The organism is Adhaeribacter arboris (assembly GCF_003023845.1).
In the GTDB taxonomy this organism is placed as follows: Bacteria; Bacteroidota; Bacteroidia; order Cytophagales; family Hymenobacteraceae; genus Adhaeribacter; species Adhaeribacter arboris.
Genome location: NZ_PYFT01000002.1, coordinates 21,588 through 40,501 on the forward strand (window position 1 = coordinate 21,588; position 18,914 = coordinate 40,501).

General features: G+C 46.5%; 17 protein-coding genes and 1 pseudogene. 7 read left to right on the plus strand and 11 right to left on the minus strand.

Annotation, left to right across the window (positions count from 1 at the left end):
• Positions 1–149 precede the first annotated feature (149 nt).
• The 6 genes from AHMF7605_RS28580 to AHMF7605_RS28605 all read left to right on the plus strand — a co-directional run bounded on the left by AHMF7605_RS28580 (position 150) and on the right by AHMF7605_RS28605 (position 6,504).
• Entirely contained in the window at positions 150–2,798 is a 2,649-nt protein-coding gene (locus AHMF7605_RS28580; protein WP_158267659.1) for a T9SS type A sorting domain-containing protein, read from the plus strand.
• Positions 2,799–2,926: 128 nt separating this feature from the next.
• A complete protein-coding gene (locus AHMF7605_RS28585) occupies positions 2,927–4,183 on the plus strand; it encodes a DUF418 domain-containing protein (RefSeq protein WP_106933683.1) in 1,257 nt (418 codons plus the stop codon).
• Positions 4,184–4,244: 61 nt separating this feature from the next.
• The gene (locus AHMF7605_RS28590) at positions 4,245–4,442 is read left to right on the plus strand and encodes a cupin domain-containing protein (protein WP_106933684.1); all 198 of its coding nucleotides are present in this window, start codon (positions 4,245–4,247) and stop codon (positions 4,440–4,442) included.
• 110 nt (positions 4,443–4,552) lie between these two features.
• Complete coding sequence (locus AHMF7605_RS28595) at positions 4,553–5,020, plus strand: cupin domain-containing protein (RefSeq protein ID WP_146153701.1); 468 nt, start codon at positions 4,553–4,555, stop codon at positions 5,018–5,020.
• Positions 4,989–5,906 carry a DUF2306 domain-containing protein gene (locus tag AHMF7605_RS28600; RefSeq protein ID WP_233219333.1) on the plus strand — a complete coding sequence of 306 codons (918 nt, stop codon included), beginning with the start codon at positions 4,989–4,991 and terminating at the stop codon, positions 5,904–5,906. The genes AHMF7605_RS28595 and AHMF7605_RS28600 overlap by 32 nt, the downstream gene beginning before the upstream one ends.
• A gap of 82 nt (positions 5,907–5,988) precedes the next feature.
• Complete coding sequence (locus AHMF7605_RS28605; RefSeq protein ID WP_106933686.1) at positions 5,989–6,504, plus strand: SgcJ/EcaC family oxidoreductase; 516 nt, start codon at positions 5,989–5,991, stop codon at positions 6,502–6,504.
• A gap of 86 nt (positions 6,505–6,590) precedes the next feature.
• On the opposite strand, the gene AHMF7605_RS28610 is transcribed toward AHMF7605_RS28605, so the two are convergent.
• From AHMF7605_RS28610 to AHMF7605_RS28630, 6 genes and pseudogenes are all read right to left on the minus strand, one after another.
• Entirely contained in the window at positions 6,591–7,424 is an 834-nt protein-coding gene (locus AHMF7605_RS28610; protein WP_106933687.1) for an IS3 family transposase, read from the minus strand.
• Between the two features lie 96 nt (positions 7,425–7,520).
• Complete coding sequence (locus AHMF7605_RS30035; RefSeq protein WP_158267660.1) at positions 7,521–7,697, minus strand: hypothetical protein; 177 nt, start codon at positions 7,695–7,697, stop codon at positions 7,521–7,523.
• Entirely contained in the window at positions 7,672–7,908 is a 237-nt protein-coding gene (locus AHMF7605_RS28615; RefSeq protein ID WP_106933688.1) for a hypothetical protein, read from the minus strand. Before AHMF7605_RS28615 ends, AHMF7605_RS30035 begins: the two co-directional genes overlap by 26 nt.
• A gap of 115 nt (positions 7,909–8,023) precedes the next feature.
• Positions 8,024–9,136, minus strand: a complete 1,113-nt coding sequence (locus AHMF7605_RS28620; protein WP_106933689.1) for a PDDEXK nuclease domain-containing protein — start codon at positions 9,134–9,136, stop codon at positions 8,024–8,026.
• A gap of 117 nt (positions 9,137–9,253) precedes the next feature.
• Positions 9,254–9,601: pseudogene (locus AHMF7605_RS28625) on the minus strand (transposase); the annotation flags it as partial.
• A 93-nt stretch (positions 9,602–9,694) separates the two neighbouring features.
• Entirely contained in the window at positions 9,695–9,874 is a 180-nt protein-coding gene (locus tag AHMF7605_RS28630; RefSeq protein ID WP_106933690.1) for a hypothetical protein, read from the minus strand.
• Between the two features lie 282 nt (positions 9,875–10,156).
• On the opposite strand from AHMF7605_RS28630, the gene AHMF7605_RS28635 reads away from it, so the two are divergent.
• A complete protein-coding gene (locus AHMF7605_RS28635) occupies positions 10,157–11,098 on the plus strand; it encodes an IS3 family transposase (RefSeq protein WP_233219334.1) in 942 nt (313 codons plus the stop codon).
• Between the two features lie 257 nt (positions 11,099–11,355).
• On the opposite strand, the gene AHMF7605_RS28640 is transcribed toward AHMF7605_RS28635, so the two are convergent.
• From AHMF7605_RS28640 to AHMF7605_RS28660, 5 genes are all read right to left on the minus strand, one after another.
• Positions 11,356–11,898: a cupin domain-containing protein gene (locus AHMF7605_RS28640; protein ID WP_106933691.1), complete on the minus strand. Its 543-nt coding sequence runs from the start codon at positions 11,896–11,898 to the stop codon at positions 11,356–11,358.
• Between the two features lie 61 nt (positions 11,899–11,959).
• A complete protein-coding gene (locus tag AHMF7605_RS28645; RefSeq protein ID WP_158267661.1) occupies positions 11,960–13,216 on the minus strand; it encodes a DUF418 domain-containing protein in 1,257 nt (418 codons plus the stop codon).
• Positions 13,217–13,359: 143 nt separating this feature from the next.
• Complete coding sequence (locus AHMF7605_RS28650) at positions 13,360–16,602, minus strand: T9SS type A sorting domain-containing protein (protein ID WP_158267662.1); 3,243 nt, start codon at positions 16,600–16,602, stop codon at positions 13,360–13,362.
• Between the two features lie 284 nt (positions 16,603–16,886).
• Entirely contained in the window at positions 16,887–17,762 is an 876-nt protein-coding gene (locus AHMF7605_RS28655) for a c-type cytochrome (RefSeq protein WP_158267663.1), read from the minus strand.
• Positions 17,763–17,982: 220 nt separating this feature from the next.
• On the minus strand, positions 17,983–18,864 hold the full coding sequence (locus AHMF7605_RS28660; RefSeq protein ID WP_106933695.1) for a hypothetical protein: 882 nt from the start codon (positions 18,862–18,864) through the stop codon (positions 17,983–17,985).
• Positions 18,865–18,914: the final 50 nt, after the last annotated feature.

The window sequence follows — 18,914 nt, forward strand, 5'->3', positions numbered from 1 at the left end:
AACCTCCGTTACCACATTGGTGACGTGGGTTACTGCCTTTTTATGCCCCAGCTGCAACCTTTGTAGCGTTCCTTTTTTCATCTTTAAAACCAATTTGTATGTGCCTTTTTTTACAACCGAATGCTTCCTGTGTAATAAAAGCGACAGGAATGAAGCCTCAATCTTTCCGACAACCAATGCTTCCCTCCGGCCCTACTTGGCCGCGCCTGGCTCAGCCCAGGCTATTGTTGCTGCTCTTATTCCTCTGCCTACCGCTCACCAGTCTATGGGCCCAGCCCGCGATTGCCTGGGATAAAACCTTCGGCGGCAGTAGTAGTGATAATCTTCGATCCCTGCAGCATACCCGTGATGGGGGATATATTCTGGGTGGCAGGTCCAGGTCCGAAATGGGTGGCGATAAAACCGAAGCGGGCATAGGCGACATGGATTACTGGGTGGTGAAGTTAAAGGCCGATGGCACTAAAGAATGGGATAAAACCATTGGCAGCAGTGGATTTGATGATCTTCGATCCCTGCAGCAGACGAGTGACGGCGGCTATATTCTGGGCGGTATTTCCTTTTCCGGGCCTAGCGGCGATAAAACCGAAGTTTCGAAAGGTAACTATGATTACTGGGTGGTGAAGCTAAAGGCCGATGGCACCATTGCCTGGGATAAAACCATTGGCGGCAGTGGATTTGATGATTTTCGATCCCTGCAACAGACGAGTGACGGCGGCTATATTCTGGGCGGCAGTTCCGATTCCGAGCCTAGCGGCGATAAAACCCAAGCTTCGAAAGGCTCCGCAGATTACTGGGTGGTGAAGTTAAAGGCCGATGGCACTAAAGAATGGGATAAAACCATTGGCAGCAGTGGATTTGATGATTTTCGATCCCTGCAGCAGACGAGTGACGGCGGCTATATTCTGGGCGGTATTTCCTTTTCCAGGCCTAGCGGCGATAAAACCGAAGTTTCGAAAGGTAACTATGATTACTGGGTGGTGAAGCTAAAGGCCGATGGCACCATTGCCTGGGATAAAACCATCGGCGGCAGTGGATTTGATGGATTAGAATCTCTACAACAGACGAGTGATGGCGGCTATATTCTGGGCGGCAGGTCCTCTTCCGAGGCTAGTGGCGATAAAACCGAAGTTTCGAAAGGTAACTATGATTACTGGGTGGTGAAGCTAAAAGCCGATGGCACTAAAGAATGGGATAAAACCATTGGCAGCAGTGGATTTGATGATTTTCGATCCCTGCAACAGACGAGTGACGGCGGCTATATTCTGGGCGGCAGTTCCGATTCCGAGCCTAGCGGCGATAAAACCCAAGCTTCGAAAGGTAACTATGATTACTGGGTAGTGAAGCTAAAAGCCGATGGCACCAAAGAATGGGATAAAACCATCGGCGGCAGTGATGAAGATATTTTATTTGACCTGCAGCAGACGAGTGACGGCGGCTATATTCTGGGCGGCAGTTCCTCTTCCGAGGCTAGTGGCGATAAAACCCAAGCTTCGAAAGGCAGCGAGGATTACTGGGTAGTAAAGCTGACGAGCAAAACTCCGGCCCTTACCAGCATCAGTGCGGTTTCTACCATTGGCGGCCAAGTCACGCTCACCGGCCAGAATCTGAGCGCTGTTACTGCTGTAAAGGTAGGTAACAGCACTTACTCCAATTTAGAAATTAATAGCGCCGGTACCCAAATCCGCTTTAACTTACCCACCGGCTGTGGCCAAAACCTGAAAGTAGTGGCCCTGGCCGGCACCGTGGAAAGCAACGCGCTTTCTTTCTCGTACACCAACCAAACCCCAGAACTAAGTGCCATCATCGTCTCCGCCAATCCACTGGCCACCAACTCAACCCTCACGGCCAACACCACGGTAAAAGACGAGAATCTAAGCTCGGCCGTTTGGAACTGGGGCGATGGAAGTACTTCTCCGGCTACTCTTAAAAGTAGCACCATCAGCGGCAGCCATAAATATACCAAAGCCGGCACCTATTCGCCTGTTCTTACCGTCACCGATGCCTGTGGTCAAATTACTTCGGCTACGTACGAGTACGTAGTGGTTTACGAGTCGGGGGCAATCACCGGTGCCGGGGGCTTTACCTCACCCAAACAGGCTTATAAAGCGGATACTAAGCTCACCGGAGCCGCCGTATTTGGCTTGTTTGCCCGCTTTAAGAAAGGCACTAGTACGCCGGAAGGCAGTACCTTGTTTGCCTTTAAAGCCGGTAAAGTAAAACTAGCTTTTTGCAGTACTGTTTACGAAACCCTCACCATTTCGGGTACCAAAGCGCGCTACACGGGTAAAGGTAAAATCAATGGCCAAGGCAATTACGGCTTCTTAGTTTCATTGATTGATGGCCGTCCGGATAAGTTCCGCATCAAAATCTGGAATAAAGACAAAAAGAACCAGGTAGTCTACGATAACAACCTGAGCAACACGGCGGATGCGGCGGACCCAGTTACAACCATTGTAGGCTTTATTATGATTCAAACCAGCAAAGCTGCCGTGGCCCGGATGAGCTTGCCCGGCGTAGAAGTAACCCCAGAAGAGAAAACCGCACCTACTTTCCGCAACTACCCCAATCCGTTCTCGGAGAAGACTACCCTGGAGTTTACGTTTGATGAAGATGAGGAATATACTTTAGCAATCTATGATCTAGCGGGCAAGTTGGTAAGCCAACTGCCAAATGGCAAGGCTGAGGCGGGTAAGTTAAACCAGGTAGAATGGCCAGCCGCTCAGCACCCCACCGGCGTGTACCTGGCCCGGCTGAGTACGGGTAAAGCGGTGCAACATCTGAAGTTAGTGATTCAGTAAAGAATACCAGGCCGTAGGCAAAACCGCGCTACGGCCCGCTTTATTTTTTCAGTTGCTATTTACCTCTCATAAACAGAATGGAAGGATGCTGTTCGGTACAGTATCCTTCTTCATAAATACTAAAAAGCATGACACCCTCTATTTTGCAGACGACATCCCGTATCCAAGTACTGGATTTTATCCGCGGCTTTGCTCTCTTGGGAATTCTGGCCATCAATATTCAAACCTACTCCTTGTTTGCCTTTCTGCGGCCCGAACAGGTGTATGCATTTGGCTTAGACCAACCCGAAACCTATGCCCCCACCCAGTTTTTCATTCACCTTTTTTTTAAAGGGCAATTCTATACCCTCTACAGTTTCTTGTTTGGCCTGGGGTTTTACCTGATGGGGCAAAAGAATCAGCAGGCGGGCCGGGATGCCAACCGCTTATTTAAACGCCGCTTGTGGGGGCTGCTCTTACTGGGAGTGATACACGCTTTTATCTTTTGGTTTGGCGATATTCTGCATAAGTACGCTTTGCTGGGTTTTACCCTAATCTACTTTAACCAGAAATCGGTATTTACCCTTCTAAAATGGGTGATGGGACTAGCCCTTTTGGTTATTCTTTGCCAAACGGTAAATACATTGTTTTTTCCTGCTACTCCCCAGCAACTAGCCCGAAATCAACAAGAATTTGACGCCGTGATTAGCCAGGTAATTACAACTTGGCAACATGGTTCTCTGTTGCAAGTAATGAGCCTGCAAAAGTTAGGCGTACTGATGCTGCATTTAAAAGCCGTCCAGCAGGGCCTGGCCTCTTATGCCCACTACCTGATCATGTTCTTGCTTGGGCTCATGGCGGGTAAACTACACCTGTTTCAGCACCTGGCTCGCTTTAAGCTTTCTTTACTGCGAATAGCTTTACTAGTGTTTCCTTTGGCCGTAGTGCTTAAAGCTCTTTCCGGCTTGCCTCTCTTCGGGATCCATTTACTCCCGTCCCACCAGCTCGCTGCTGAAAAGCTACTTTTCTCCCTGGCCGAATTTATTGGTACGCCTTTGCTGACCCTCGTCCTTTTAATGGAACTCACGCTTTGCTGGCCGCACCTACCTGCCCGGTTCGTGGGCTGGATAGCGAATACGGGGCGGATGGGACTGACCAATTACCTGCTGCAAACCCTGCTTTGTATGGTTCTTTTTTACGGGTACGCGGGGGGGCTTGCCGGGAAGGTAACGTTACTTGAAACTTTAGGCATTGTGCTGCTGCTTTATGGGTTTCAGGTGGGGTATAGTAACGTGTGGTTGCGATACCATTCCATGGGACCAATGGAAAAGCTTTGGCGGCGCTGGACCTACGGTCAGCTACAAGCGACCAAAATCAAACGGGTTAAAGCTCCGGCGGCTAGATAGTAGCATTCCGCAACACTTTTCAGTAATTTTATTTTCCTATAATAAATTTTCCTATAATAAGATGAGACGAATCATTGTCAACCCCTGCCTGAAAGAATCCATCATTTTTGTGCAAACCGCCGCGGAAACCAATGGGGCGGTTACGGAACTCATTATTACTTTACAACCGGGTGGCGGCAATCCTTTACATTATCATACCTCCTATACCGAGACCTTTACGGCTTTAGAAGGAGAGTTAGGGTTAGAGTTCAAAAACTAGTGGCGGCCCGGGCTAAAAAGAAAAGCATAGAACAACAATTTAATTACCCAATATTGCTCCTAATACATAAAGCTTCTTTTAACCCGGTAGTTAAATCAAAGTCAGATTTCATGATAGATAATAATCAACCCATACTAGTAAACGCCGGAGAAGGGAAGGAAATAAGAGTAGGTCGTTCTAAACTCTTTCTTAAGTTATTTAGTCAGGATACGGCTAATAAATTCTCTATAACCGAGTATGAATTACCCTCTGGCTTTCCGGGTCCGCCAGCGCATAAGCACCGAGTATTTGAACATGCCTGGTACGTATTAGAAGGAGAGTTAACCGTTCAGGTAGGGGATAAATTATTGGTTTTAACCACCGGCAGCTTTATTTTTATTCCTAAGAGACTCGTGCATGCTTTTGCCAATTCCAGTGAGGCACTGGTAAAAATATTGGTGATTGATACGCCAGGAGGCTTTGAAAACTATTACGATGATTTGCAAGCCGCTTTTGGGCAGGGACAAGCCATGGATCACGAAAAGATGAGAAAAATTCAGCTTCAGTATGATACCTATCCGCCGGATTATGTATTTTAAAGAAAGAATGATTAATGAAGCTGTTATGAGCAATGTAATAAGTAAACCCCACCTGCCCTCCGCTAATCAGCAACCGTTAACTAAGCTCAGCATAGTGACTTTGCGTTGGTCGGCCTTCTTGCTGGTGACTACGGTCTGGATCAGTGCCGCTCTGTTTGGTTTATATATTCTGGCTTTTTACGCGGCGGCGCTCTACGAAGGCGACACCAACCGGTGGAACGAAGTTTTGCCGGGCTTGTATGAGCAAGGTTCCGTCACCACAACTTCCGGGATTGGCCTGCATTTCGCTACCGGAGGTATTATTCTCTTGCTGGGCAGTATTCAGCTAGTAGACAATATCCGGCTTCGTTTTCCCACCTGGCACCGGTGGATTGGCCGGATATATGTCATTTCTTCTTTGCTGGCTGCCCTAGGTGGGTTGCTATTTATTCTCCTGAAAGGCACTATTGGTGGCTTGGTAATGGACCTGGGCTTTGGCTTGTACGGCGTATTGATGTTGGTAGCAGCCATAGAAACCTACCGGCATGCCGTAGCCCTACGCTTCGAAAAACATCGGGCCTGGGCTTTACGCTTGTATGCGCTGGCGATTGGTTCGTGGTTATACCGCATGGACTATGGTTTCTGGCTACTGTTGACCGACGGCTTGGGGCATACCCAGCAGTTCACCGGCGTCTTTGACCAGATCATGTTCTTCTTTTTCTACTTGCCCAATCTCCTGGTGGTGGAAGCTTTTATCCGCGCCCGTGATTACCAAGCTTCTTCGACGGTGAAGTTGGCGGCTTCTTTTGTTTTGCTGTTGGCCACTACTTTTCTACTAGTGGGTACCTATTATTTTACCTTGTATTATTGGGGTCCAGCAATCGTAAAGTGGCTACCCCTCTCTTAATAGAAAGCATGTCCCATTTACCAAAAAGATCCCGCACCTTCTTAGCGTATTTTCCTGGAAAATAAATCATCTACCTTCTCTTATGAAAGTAAATTACGTTCTAATTGCTCTGATTTTGGCCCTAACGCTGCCCGCCGCCATCACCGAAGCCCAAGTTAATTCTTCAGATAAGGATACTATTCAAAGTATTATCCAGCAAGAAACAGAAGACTGGAACAAGGGCGATGCGAAAGGCTATTCCCGGTGTTTTGCCTCGGATGGCACTTTTACCAATATTCTGGGCATGTTCTTTACCGGGAAAGAAGAATTTGAGAAAAGGCACCAGCAAATATTTGCCGGTATCTTTCGGGGAACAGCGATGAAACAAAATATTATTTCGCTCAAGTTTGTTCGTCCGGATGTAGCCCTAGTAGAAACGCTTACCTGGACTTCCGGATTCTCCAAAGCTGGTCTTCCACCCGGCATGCATCCGGATACAAAAGGACGTCTACGGACTCGTTTATTACAGGTGATGGTAAAAGAGAAAGGCCGGTGGAAAGTTGTTAGCTATCACAATGTGGAGGTAAACCCGGAAGTACTTCTACCAGAGCCGCAATGAATCGGATAAAATCTTTAGAAAGTAGCTGTTTCAGTTTAGCCTTTATACCAATTAGAGCAGGTCGGTTCCTGAAATAGCTTTACAGGTTAGATGGTTAAAGTTCTATTTACATTATTGCTTAACTGGTTTGTATTGATAAGGTTTCTCCTTTCCTGTTTTCGCCAACGTTTTTTAAGTGGACCTTCCTGCTGGTGTGCCTGAGCAGGAGTTAAGTAATCACAGGAAGCAGGAGGGCGCAGCTGGTTATAAGCCAGGATAGACTTAGTGATTGCTGCCTTGGCTAAGTCAAAGGAGATAAAAGCCCGGCAGTTAAATTCATCTTTAAGGATGCCGTTTATTCTTTCGGCTATAGCATTTTCCCCGGGGTCTCCTTGATTGGTCATACTGATGCGGATCTCCTTGGAACAAAGTAACTCAATATATTCTTGGCAGCAGTACTGGATACCCCGGTCCGAATGATGAATCAAGCTTTCTTTTCCCTTGGGTAAAGTCTTAACTGCCATTTGTAGAGCCGCCAATGGTCCTTTCGTCTGTAAGGTGGTATCCAGGGCCCAACCCATGATTTTATGAGAATAAGCATCCGTGATCAAACTTAAATAGCTAAAATCACGCCCCGTTCTGATGTAGGTGATATCACTTACCCATAGCTGATTAGGTTGGGTCGCCGTGAATTCTTTCACTAGGTTCACATACTTGTAAAATGGATGCTGCGAGTTAGTTGTTTTTGCCCGTTTGCGTCGCTTAGAACGCAGTAAATGATGCTCCCGCAGCAAGTCATACAGCTTGTCCCGCCCCAGTTTTATTTGATGCTCGGCCAAGAAGTCACTTAGCAAATGATGCAGTTTTCCCGTGCCTACGCCGGGTAATTGCTCCCGCATCTTTATTACTTCTTTGACAATAGCCAGCTGATTTATTTCCACTTTTTCTTGCTGCCACCGCTGCTCATAGTAGGCTTGCCGGGATTTTCTCTCGCAGTCCGCACAGTTTCCCTAAACCTATTAAGGGATGCTGGGTGTTTAACTCCTGGACCGCTTGGAACCATACTTTTTTCTAATGTCTATCTTTAGCTGCTTTTCAGCCACCGAAATCATACTCTGTAAGGCGGTATTCTGCAGCTTTAATTGCGTTACTTGAGCTTCGGCTTCTTGTAATTGTCGCTTTAACTGTTCAACGGTTGTTTGGGATGGTGCCATCAGAAATGCTGATTTTGGTCGATAATACTCCGGGCAGCCGCGTTTTAAAGTACCAGCGATTCCATTTTTGTAAAACGGAACCTGAAACCTGATGCTTTTGAATGGATTGTCGAAGGGAAAGCATGCCCGAACGAATTTCTTCGACCATGATTCTTTTCTCTTTAGACGAGTAAGCTTCTTTTACGTTTCCTTTTAATTCACTTTTATTCATAGCTTTATACTCTTGGTGTAAAGCTATTTCAGGAGTTTACCGCAAGGCCTCATAACCAAGAATATGTAAAATAGAAATTTTGGTTTAGGTTATTTTCAGTTTTAAATTTAAAAAATTAATTATTGTTATCTTTGCTATTAAGTCTTCTTTCCAACTCTTCTTCTATCTCCTCAATAGTAGGTAGTTCACCTTTTAATTCCTCTGGAACAGCATGAGTCAGCTGATATTCCGCAACTCCTAGTGGCGCTGTTATATTCTTTAATGAGTATTCTACGACCACCTTATTAGGAGTTTTGCAGAGTAATATACCTATACTTGGATTATCGCTTGGATGCCTCATTTGCGCATCCACAGCGTTTAAATAGAAATTCAGTTTTCCGGCAAATTCCGGCTGAAAGTCTTTCATTTTTAATTCTACCACTACATGGCAACGTAGCTTAGTATGGTAGAGCAGGATGTCTAAATAATATGTATCCCCATTGACATGGACCTGGTACTGCCTGCCCATGTACGCAAAGCCTTGGCCTAACTCTAGCAGAAAGTTGGTAACTTGGTCAGCCAGCGCGTTTTCCAGATCCCTTTCCCTTGCCTGTGGTCCTAAAGTAAGAAAATCAAAATTATATGGATTTTTTAGCGTTTCTATAGCAAGGTCAGCTTGAGGCTTCGGAAGCGTTAAAGCAAAATTATTTTGCGCTTTACCCTGTCGTTGATAGAGCTTACTATCCATTTGGTGCAACAGTACGACACGGGACCAATTATAGCGAATTGTCTCACTCACGTAAAAAAGCGCTTCTTTCACATCGGCGCACTTTGTAATAATCTCGCGGTTATGTCCCCATGGAATTAGTCCCACAAGCTGTGGCACTAATTCTTGCTCATCGTCCAAATTTACAACAGAAGGTAATTGTCCCACAAGCTGTGGGACTAATTCTTGCTCTTGACTATAAAACAGGTACCACTTGCGGATATAAAATAAGTTAGTTCTAGAAAAGCCCTTCATTTTGGGAAACGCTATACTCAAGTCTTTGGATAACTGCTCAATTAAGTTATCGCCCCAATTAGCCTCCTGTTGCTTCTCTACTATCTCCTTTCCCAATTGCCAATATACTAGGATTAGCTCTGTATTTACTCTAACTGCTGCTTTCAGTTGAGAAACTTGTATTCGTTTCTCCAGTTGTGCTATCCAAGAGTGGTAAGCTTCTCTTTGGTTTAACTCAATTTCGTTCATGCCTAATATTACATCATTACTCTTGAAATTTACCGGAAGAAATCTTTTTACTAAAACTTTACTCTCTATTTATTTAAAAATTTAAGATTTTCAGATTGTCAAGCTTTATAAACGCAGGCCATAAAGATGGATGATCTTCTCTTCCAGTTCGGCCGTGACAATGAGCTGGCGCTTAGGCAGAACTACTGGTTCAAAACTGCCTGAGCGGCCCCGGCTGCTCTCCAACTCAAACTCGCCCGACAAGCTTTTGACCTTCTTGCTGGTTTTGCCATTTTTGCGGTTGGACTTGCCGGCGGCTTTTTCCTCCTGCAGGTGGGCTTCCAACTCGCCGGCCATAGCAGCCTCTAAAAAATGCTTAAGCAACGGAGCAAAGATACCCTGGTCTCCATTCAGCGGCTTACCCGCATATAATCCTTGGATGGCTTCCTGTTTGAAGCGCTCAAAGTCAAATTCTTCTTGTTCCATTGTAGACTGTGAAGTTAAAGTAGTTATTTTTTCCCCTTTTCTTTAACTTGACACAGTTCGTTTTACAGTCTCTTCCAGTCTGATTCAGCTTTTTTAGAAAGGAGTATTATTCAAGCTCTTTTCAAAATCATCACATAATTGGTTAACAATGTCTTGAGTTTCTCTTATGAAAAACTCACCTAAATCTTTATTTCTTCGGATAAATTTTCGGTAAATTTTTGCGAAATCTTCGAATATTTCATCATCATCAAAGGCTGAACCATCATCCTGCATTTTAGCTATTACCCTAATACCGGCTTCATCGGTTTTAACATAGGCAAAGAACTTTTTAATTTTAGCCTCAAAATCCTTAATAAGTTCTTCAATAGCTTCTTCTTCCTGATTTCGCTTTTCGATTACTTTAAGAATATCAAACTTATATTTTTTATCTCCTAAACCATTTGAGCCAGCATTTACGCCTGGTTTACTTTTTACTTTTTCTTTGTATTCGGTTGGAGCAATAATACCTATTTTATTATCGGTTATTAATAGCTTTCTACTCTTGGTGTAAAGCTATTGCAGGAGTTAAACACGCAGCATCCCTTACTAGGTTTAGGGAAACTGTGCGGATTGTTTGGCAAATCCCGGCAAGCCTACTATGAGCAGCTTTGGCAGCAAGATAAAAAGCAGGTAAAGCAAATGGCTCTTGTGAAAGAAGTAATAAAGTTGCGGGCGCAATTACCCGGTGTGGGTACCGAGAAACTACATCATCTATTGACTAACTTCTTAGCTGAGCATGAGATAAAACTGGGGCGAGATAAGCTGTATGACCTGCTGCGAGAGCATCATTTACTGCGTTCTAAACGGCGCAAACGAGCCAAGACCACGAACTCCCAGCACTCTTTTTATAAATACGTCAATCTGGTGAAAGAATTCACGGCGACCCAACCGAATCAGGTATGGGTAAGTGATATCACCTACATTAGAACAGGTCGTGATTTTAGTTATTTAAGTTTAATCACGGATGCTTATTCGCATAAAATCATGGGTTGGGCCTTGGATACCACCTTACAGACGAAAGGACCATTGGCGGCTCTACAAATGGCGATTAAGACTTTACCTAAGGGAAAAGAAAGCTTGATTCATCATTCGGACCGGGGTATCCAGTACTGCTGCAAAGAATATATTGAGTTACTTTGTTCCAAGGAGATCCGCATCAGTATGACCAATCAAGGAGACCCCGGGGAAAATGCTATAGCCGAAAGAATAAACGGCATCCTTAAAGATGAATTTAACTGCCGGGCTTTTATCTCCTTTGACTTAGCCAAGGCAGCAATCACTAAGTCCATCCTGGCTTATAACCAACTGCGTCCTCCTGCTTCTTGTGATTACTTAACCCCTAACCAAGCCCACCGAAAGGAAGGAACACTGAAAAAGCGCTGGCGAAAATACAAAAGAAAAAATCCCATTAACCAGGAGTTGCTAATCGAGAAATTAAATAGAATTTTTACCGTTTAACCTGTAAAGCTATTTCAGAAATCTACCTTCGACGAAGTGGTTTTTTATAGCTTTACTCATTAGGCTTGCTCCAATGGGTACAATGGCTAGACGAAAGTAACAGCCTTTTCCCTCCAGAGTTTATCTGCTTCATTGAAGTACGGGTACAGGTAATCCCGAATTTATCTCCACCTTATGCTAGGGAATAAATTCCACTCACCAGTTTGTTTTACCAGCACCAGTAATAAACGGGTTCTCAAACGTTCTTAGGCCTTGCCTTAGGAGCAATACTTGTCTAGTAGTTGTTGTTCTACTCCTTTCTTCTTCGCCCAAACCGCGATCAGCTTTAAAAGAGGAGTAGTGAAGGACATTATACCCGGTAGCCGCATATCGCTCAGGATACCGCAAATAGCTAAATGGGTAAAATTTTTAGGAACATTTCTGGTAGAGTACAAGCCATCTGAAGCTAGTCCGGCTAAAATTCTCAAGGTATTTTCAAAGCCGGTATGGCCGGGATACACTTCGTTGCGGAAACGGATTTCGGTGTTACCCGGATTAAAGAACCGATGCACTTGCCCAATTTTAACTACATAAGCTTCCCCGGGTTTTAAGATGAAGCGTTGGTGATTTTTGAACTCTAAGCCTAGCTCTCCTTCTAAAGCCGTAAAGGTCTCGGTATAGGAAGTATGATAATGTAAAGGATTGCCGCCACCCGGCTGTAAAGTAATAATGAGTTCCGTAACTGCCCCATTGGTTTCCGCGGCGGTTTGCACAAAAATGATGGATTCTTTCAGGCAGGGGTTGACAATGATTCGTCTCATCTTATTATAGGAAAATTTATTATAGGAAAATAAAATTACTTATAAGTGTTGCGAAATGCTACTATCTAGCCGCCGGAGCTTTAACCCGTTTGATTTTGGCCGCTTCTTCCTGACCGTAGGTCCAGCGCCGCCAAAGCTTTTCCATTGGTCCCATGGAATGGTATCGCAACCACACGTTGCTATACACTACCTGAAGCCCATAAATCAGCAGCACGAGGCCCAAAGCTTCTAGCAGCGTTACCTTCCCGGCAAGTCCCCCCGCGTACCCGTAGAAAAGAGCCATGCAAAGCAGGGTTTGCAGCAGGTAATTGGTCAGCCCCATCCGCCCCGTACTCGCTATCCAGCCCACGAACCGGGCAGGTAGGTGCGGCCAGCAAAGCGTGAGTTCCATTAAAAGGACGAGGGTCAGCAGGGGAGTACCAATAAATTCGGCCAGGGAGAAAAGCAGCTTTTCAGCAGCGAGCTGGTGGGGCGGGAGCAAATGGATCCCGAAGAGCGGTAAGCCGGAAAGAGCTTTAAGCACTACGGCCAAAGGAAACACTAGTAAGGCGATGCGCAAGAAAGAAAGCTTAAAGCGATCTATATGTTGAAACAGGTGCAATTTACCCGCTATAAGCCCGAGCAGAAACATAATCAAATAATGAGCATAAGAGGCCAAGCCCTGCTGGACGGCTTTTAAATGCAGCATCACCACGCCTAAGGCTTGCATACTCATCACTTGCAGCAATGAACCCTGCTGCCAGATCTGCAACACTTGTCTAATCACGGCGTCAAACTCTTGTTGATTTTGGGCTAGTTGCTGGGGAGTAGCAGGAAAGAATACTGTATTTACCGTTTGGCAAAGAATAACCAAAAGGACTAGACCAATGATCCATCTTAGAAGGGTTGCTACCGATTGGCGGTTAAAGTAGATTAAAGTAAAGCCCAGCAAGGCGTACTTATGCAGCACATCGCCAAACCAGAAAATAAAAGCGTGGATGAGCCCTAGCAAAAGCAGTCCCCACAAGCGGCGTTTAAACAGCCGGTTGGCATCCCATCCCGCCTGCTGATTCTTTTGCTCCATGAGGTAAAATCCCAAGCCGAAGAGAAAACTGTAAAGGGTGTAGAATTGCCCTTTAAAGAAAAGATGCAGGAAAAACTGCGTGGGAGCATAGGTGGTGGGTTGGTCTAAACTAAGCGCATACACCTGCTCGGGCCGCAGAAAGGCAAACAAGGCATAGGTTTGGATATTAATAACTAGAATGCCAAAAAGCGCAAAGCCGCGGATAAAATCCAGTACTTGGATACGGGTGGTTGTCGGCAAGATAGAAGAGGCCATGAGTTTAGTTTTTTTAAAGAAGGTTACAGACCGGCATTCCAGAAAAGTCCGCTGATCGGTCCGGTAACCTCCCCTATGGTAGATAAATGGTAACGACAAAGGATAAAGTTGGCCGGAGGCAACTTGCCTTCGGCCAAGCTTCCTTACTGGATAACCAGCTTGAGATAACGGATACCTTGGCGCGAACTTAATCGAGCCAGGTAGACGCCCGTGGGGTATGGACCAGCTTTCCATTCAACCTGCACTGGTTCACCGGCTTTAGCTTTGCCACCAGGTAACTGGCTCACCAATTTTCCGGCTAGATCGTAGATGGCTACAGTATATTCTTCATCTTGCTCAAAAGTAAACTCTAAGGTAGTCTGGTTAGAAAAAGGATTGGGATAATTGCGGAAAGCAGGAGAGAATTCCTTTTCAAGCGCTGCTTCTACGCCCGGTAAACTCATCCGGGCGACAGCGGCCTTACTGGTTTGAACCAGAATAAAACCGGTAATAACGGTAGTAGGGTCCGCGGCATCGGCGGTACTATTTAGATTGTTATCGTACACCACGGTATTGCTTTTCTCCTTGTTCCAGATCTTGATGCGGAACTTATCGGGTCGGCCATCCAGGAGGGAAACTAAGAAGCCGTAGTTCCCCTGACCGTTTATCTTACCTTTACCCGTGTAGCGGGCTTTGCCCGAGGAAATGGTTAAGCTTTCGTAAAGAGTGCTGGCGAAAGCCATTTTCACTTTCCCGGCTTTAAAGGCGAACAAGGTGCTGCCTTCCGGCGTGTTAGTCCCTTTTTTGTAGCGGGCGTACAAGCCAAATACGGCAGGGCCCATCAACTTAGAATCAGCTTTATAAGCCTGTTTGGGCGAAGTAAAGCCCCCAGCCCCGGTGATACAACCCGTACTGGCTTCATAAACTACCACGTATTCGTACGTTGCTTGGGTGGTTTGCCCACAAGCATCGGTAACGGTGAGTACGGGCGAATAGGTACCGGGCTTGGTATACTTATGGCTGCCTTGCAGGGTATTACCGCTGGTAGTAGCTGGCGAAGTAGAGCCGTCGCCCCAGTTCCAGGTGGCGCTATTAACGGTGCTGCCCGAGAAAGGAACACTTAAGCTAAAACTGGTATTCAAGGGGACCGGAGCCGTAGGGGCCGAAAACGTACCTAAAACTAAAGCCGGTTTCACCGTTAGATTGGTTTTCTGAGAAGTAACCGAGCCACACGTATTAGTTACCTTTACCAAATAGTCTGCGGCATCTGTGGTGCTAACCGAAGCTATAGTATAGGTGGCCGAAGTAGCATCCGGAATATTAGTACCGTTCTTCTGCCACTGGTAACTTAACTGGTCGCCGGTGGCTTCTACGGTAAAGCTAACAAATTCCCCGGAGCAGGTAAGCGCGGCTACCGGTTGGGTGGTAATAATAGGCCTAACACTAACGGTTAAGCTTACCACCTCAGAAGTTACCTGGCCACATTCCCCCGTTATCGCCACGCGGTAGTTACCCGCCTGCGCCGCGCTAACCGAGCTAAGGTGGTAGCTGGCCTGGGTGGCGTCAGCAATATCTTCCCCGTTCTTTTGCCATTGGTACCGCAGGTTACTGCCAGTAGCCGTAACACTAAAACTAGCCGCATCCTCTGTACATTTGGTTACGGGCACGGGTTGAGAAGTAATGATAAGAGCAGGAGTAACGGTGAGCGTAGCTACATTCGAGGTAACAGGGTTACATTCATTCAGAACCAACGCTCTAAACTGATAATTGCCACTCATGGCTACTGTAGTGTTAGAAATGGATACACTACTAGCCCCACTCTTAACCTCTCTCCAGGAAGCTCCCCGGTCGGTACTCATCTGCCACTTTATATTGGATTCCGACGTACCGGTTACAACTACGGAAAAAATGGCCGTGGTACCGGCGCAAACTGTGGCACTGACTGGTTGATCGATAATAACCGGAACCGCGTTAATCATTAATGTAGCCGCCTCGGAACTAGTAGTACCACAATCGCCGGTGATTTTTACGCGATAGCTGCCCGCCTGCGCCGCACTGACGGAGCTAAGCTGATAACTAGCATTGGTAGCATTGGGAATGTCAGCCTCGTCTTTTTGCCACTGGTACCGTAGGTTGCTACCCGTAGCCGTAACGCTGAACACAGCCGCTTGGCCAACGCATTTTGTTATAGCGACAGGTTGCGCCGAAATAGCGGGAACGGTATTCACCGTTAAATTAGCGGCAGTAGAAGAAACGGAGGAGGTGCCTCGGGTGACTACTACCGAATAAGTACCGGCATGGGCTGGGCTTACCGCCTCTAGGGAGTAAGTATTACTGGTAGCGTTGGGAATGGGAGTTTCCCCTTTTTTCCATTGATAAGAAAGGCCAGTGCCGCTAGCCTCCACCCGGAAAGTAGCCTTTTCTCCGGTACAAACAGCTACGTCTTTGGGCTGAGTTGTAATGGTAACCGGCGCGCAGGCCGCCTCTATCTCGGCTTTGCTGTTGCAGTTCGTGGCGTTGCGCTGGATAACCGTCTTTCCTTTCGTCGCCCGAATAATGGATAAAAGCTGGCAGCATTGCGTAAGTTTGCTATTGTCTTCGATGAAGGTACTTTGGCCGATAGAGGTAAGATTTTTTAGTGCTTCTACGCTGCTTAACTCTTCGTTGCTACCGATAACCACGCCTGTTTTAACGGAGGTAAGGTTTTCCAGGCCCGTTAAACTGCTCAGGGCCGAGTTGTAGGTAATGGAGAGATCCTCTCCTACGGAAGTAAGACTCTTCAAACCAGCCAGACTACTTAAAACAGGGTTAAATTGAATCTGGAGTTGACCGCCGATGGAAGCCAGGTTTTCCAAGCCCGCCAGATTGCGCAAGTTCGAGTTGCTTTTAACGTAGAGATTACCCACGGCGGTGAGTTTTTCCAGATTCGTTAAACTGCTCAATTCCGCGTTGTCTTCAATGTGTAGATGTCCCGCGCGGGTAAGATTTTCCAGACCAGCCAAGCTTCTTAACTTAGGATTGTTGCTAATATAGAACGGCCCGCCCACCGAGGTAAGTTTTTCCAAACCCACTAAACTGCTTAAATTATCGTTGTAGGAAAGATAGAAACCTCCTCCTACCTTCGTTAATTTAGCTAACGGCTTAAGGTCCGTTATATCGGATGTAACGTAAATGTAAAGAGAACCAGTTACTTCGGTATAGTTAAAATTATTTAGATCTGCCTGATTTTGAATCCAAAGCTCATCGCCCTGATAAACCTGGGCCTGGCTTAGTCTGGAACTAAGCAGCAATAGGATAATCAGCGGCCAAGAGTAGAAACAATAGCGCAACTTCTGCGCTGTTACCGGTTGCCAACGCGGTGTTGTAACAGCATTTTTCCCTTGCGGGAAGTTGAATAGTAAAGACATTTTCATCAGATTATTTTAAGGTTAAGGATGGAAGAAGGATTGTCGCAAAGGTTGCAGTAAAGGCAGAAAAAGGTTGTAACTCACGTTACCAATGTGATAAATGAGGTTACTTGGGGTTAGTTTTTAGACCTTTCTTAGGGAATTATTTGCTTTGGCGGGCAAAATTCCCCGGCTCACCTGGTAGACTTGCCCATTAGCAATCAAATGATTAAGGTATTTTCAACACCAGTATGGACGGGTATGCCACGTTGCGGAATGGCTGGCTTCTACTTAGTCTCGCGGCTTTACTTTAAAGTTCGCAAGTACAAGTAAATGGCCTCTAATTCTGGCTCCTGGTAGGAAGTAGCGTAGGCTTTCCAGGGCATAAAATCCGAGAGTTGCCGGCCCTCCGGGGTTTGGCCGGTCCGTATGGTTTGCCGAAACTCGCCCCAGGACCAATGCTTTAGGTTCCCGGTCCGGGTGAGGTCGGCAATAACCGGTTCGCCTTTTTGGCGTCCTGGTCCCCCTTTAAAATCAGTTCCATGACAGCCCGAACAGGTGATGGCCAGATAAGCCCCGTAAGTAGCACTCACCTGAGGTTTAACCTCTTCCGCGTAGGTGGCTTGATGATCCACCAGTTCGGCGGGAAACATGGGAAATTTGCCCAAAAAGGTTAAAACCCGGCCCAGCGGTTTGAATGCTTTGGTCGGATGCACTTTATCGACCGGGGGCAGTTGCTGCAAATAGCTGATCAAGGCAGCTAATTCTTGGTTGGAAAGGGGCGTGCTCACGTGCTGTACCGGCATAAACCACAGCGATTTACCGTCCTGACCGACACCGTGCCGCAATGCCCGGACCCAATCCTGGTCGGTATACTGCAAGCCGCCTTTTCCTGGGGTTAAGTTAGAGGCATACAAACGCCCCAGGGGGTTATCCTTGCCGCCAAAAACCTGGCCACTAAAATCATTACCGTGGCAGTCTTTACAATCCCGAATGTCAGCCACATGCCGGCCGAGTTCATAAGAAGCCGCATCCTCGGGGATGCGTAAAGTTTGGGGAGCTAGCGCGTAGACTTGGTTCGCTCTTCGTTGGGTCTGGTAGTACGCGAAGGCGTAGAAAAAAAGCAGCAGCACCAGCAAACTGCCCAGAATACCTGCTGTCCGGAATACTAGTTTTTTCAATCGGCTATTTGGCATAAATTTCTAAGATTAGTGAGGCAGGGAAGTTTACCGGTCGGACTTCTAATTAAACTAAGTAATGGAAGGAAAACGGTTCGGGCTCAACTCGACGGTTGAAGGTTGCTAGATATGGTGAGGGTGAAATCAGGTAGAGAAGACCAAGGGAATGGCAGCAAAATTCCGGTTTCATTCCCTTAGTCTTTAACTAAGTCCCCTTATGCTTTTAGTGAATATTAGCGGAGTACGGCAGAAGAAACTCTTTTTTCTGCCGTACATTGTCAATTAGCCGGTAGATTAACTTTTGATAATCCACCAGTTCCAAGGGGGAGACGAGTTGCGCCGCTTGGGTCAGCGCCTCGATGGCTTCGTCCATGAGGGTTACGGCCAGTTCGGAGGCATAGAGCATTTTATGTAAATCCTCATAGCTGTAGTCCTGCACCTGGATGTCCATTGGCAAAAGATATTCTTGCAATCGCCAGTACGCATAGTTATTTATTTGTAAGTGGAGATCCTCGGTTAAGCCCATTACTTCATTGGGCAGGTTATACCCCTTACAAAACCATTGCAGGGAATCCAAGATGGTACGATAGGCTGAGGGATGCTTTTTCCCAGTTAGCGAGAATAAGGCATTCACCGGACAATACAGCATGGCATACTTATGCGCCAGCAATTCCTGGTAAGCTTGCTCGGTTAGCGGCTCATCAATGTTCTTACTAAGGGTAAGCTCCTGAAAATGTTTGGTGAGTAGGCCGTAATACTCCCGCCAAAAGTCATCCTGGAAGGGGAATAACTGACTCAGCATTCGCTGGCTTTCCAGGAGAAAGAGTTGCCCCTGATAGGCCTGGTTCGTCCGCTTCTCACCGGCTACTTGCAGATCCCATACATTGTCTAAATGATAAATTCCTTTGGCTCCCAGGTAAACGGCGGCATTCAGTAGTAATTCCTGGGCGGGAGAAAGCCCCGGAAAAGCGGGCGTAAAAACGGAGGCGAAACCCAGAAACAGATCCTGGTTAGAAGCAAAGGAATCCAGACTAAAGAAGTGGGCCCGCAAGGTTTCCGGAAAGGGAACTTCCTGCAGGAAAGCGAGTAAGGCGGCCTGTTTCATAGGTAGCTTTTTTCTTTCAGGCGTGGATTTTGATTCTGGTTAAACGCAAC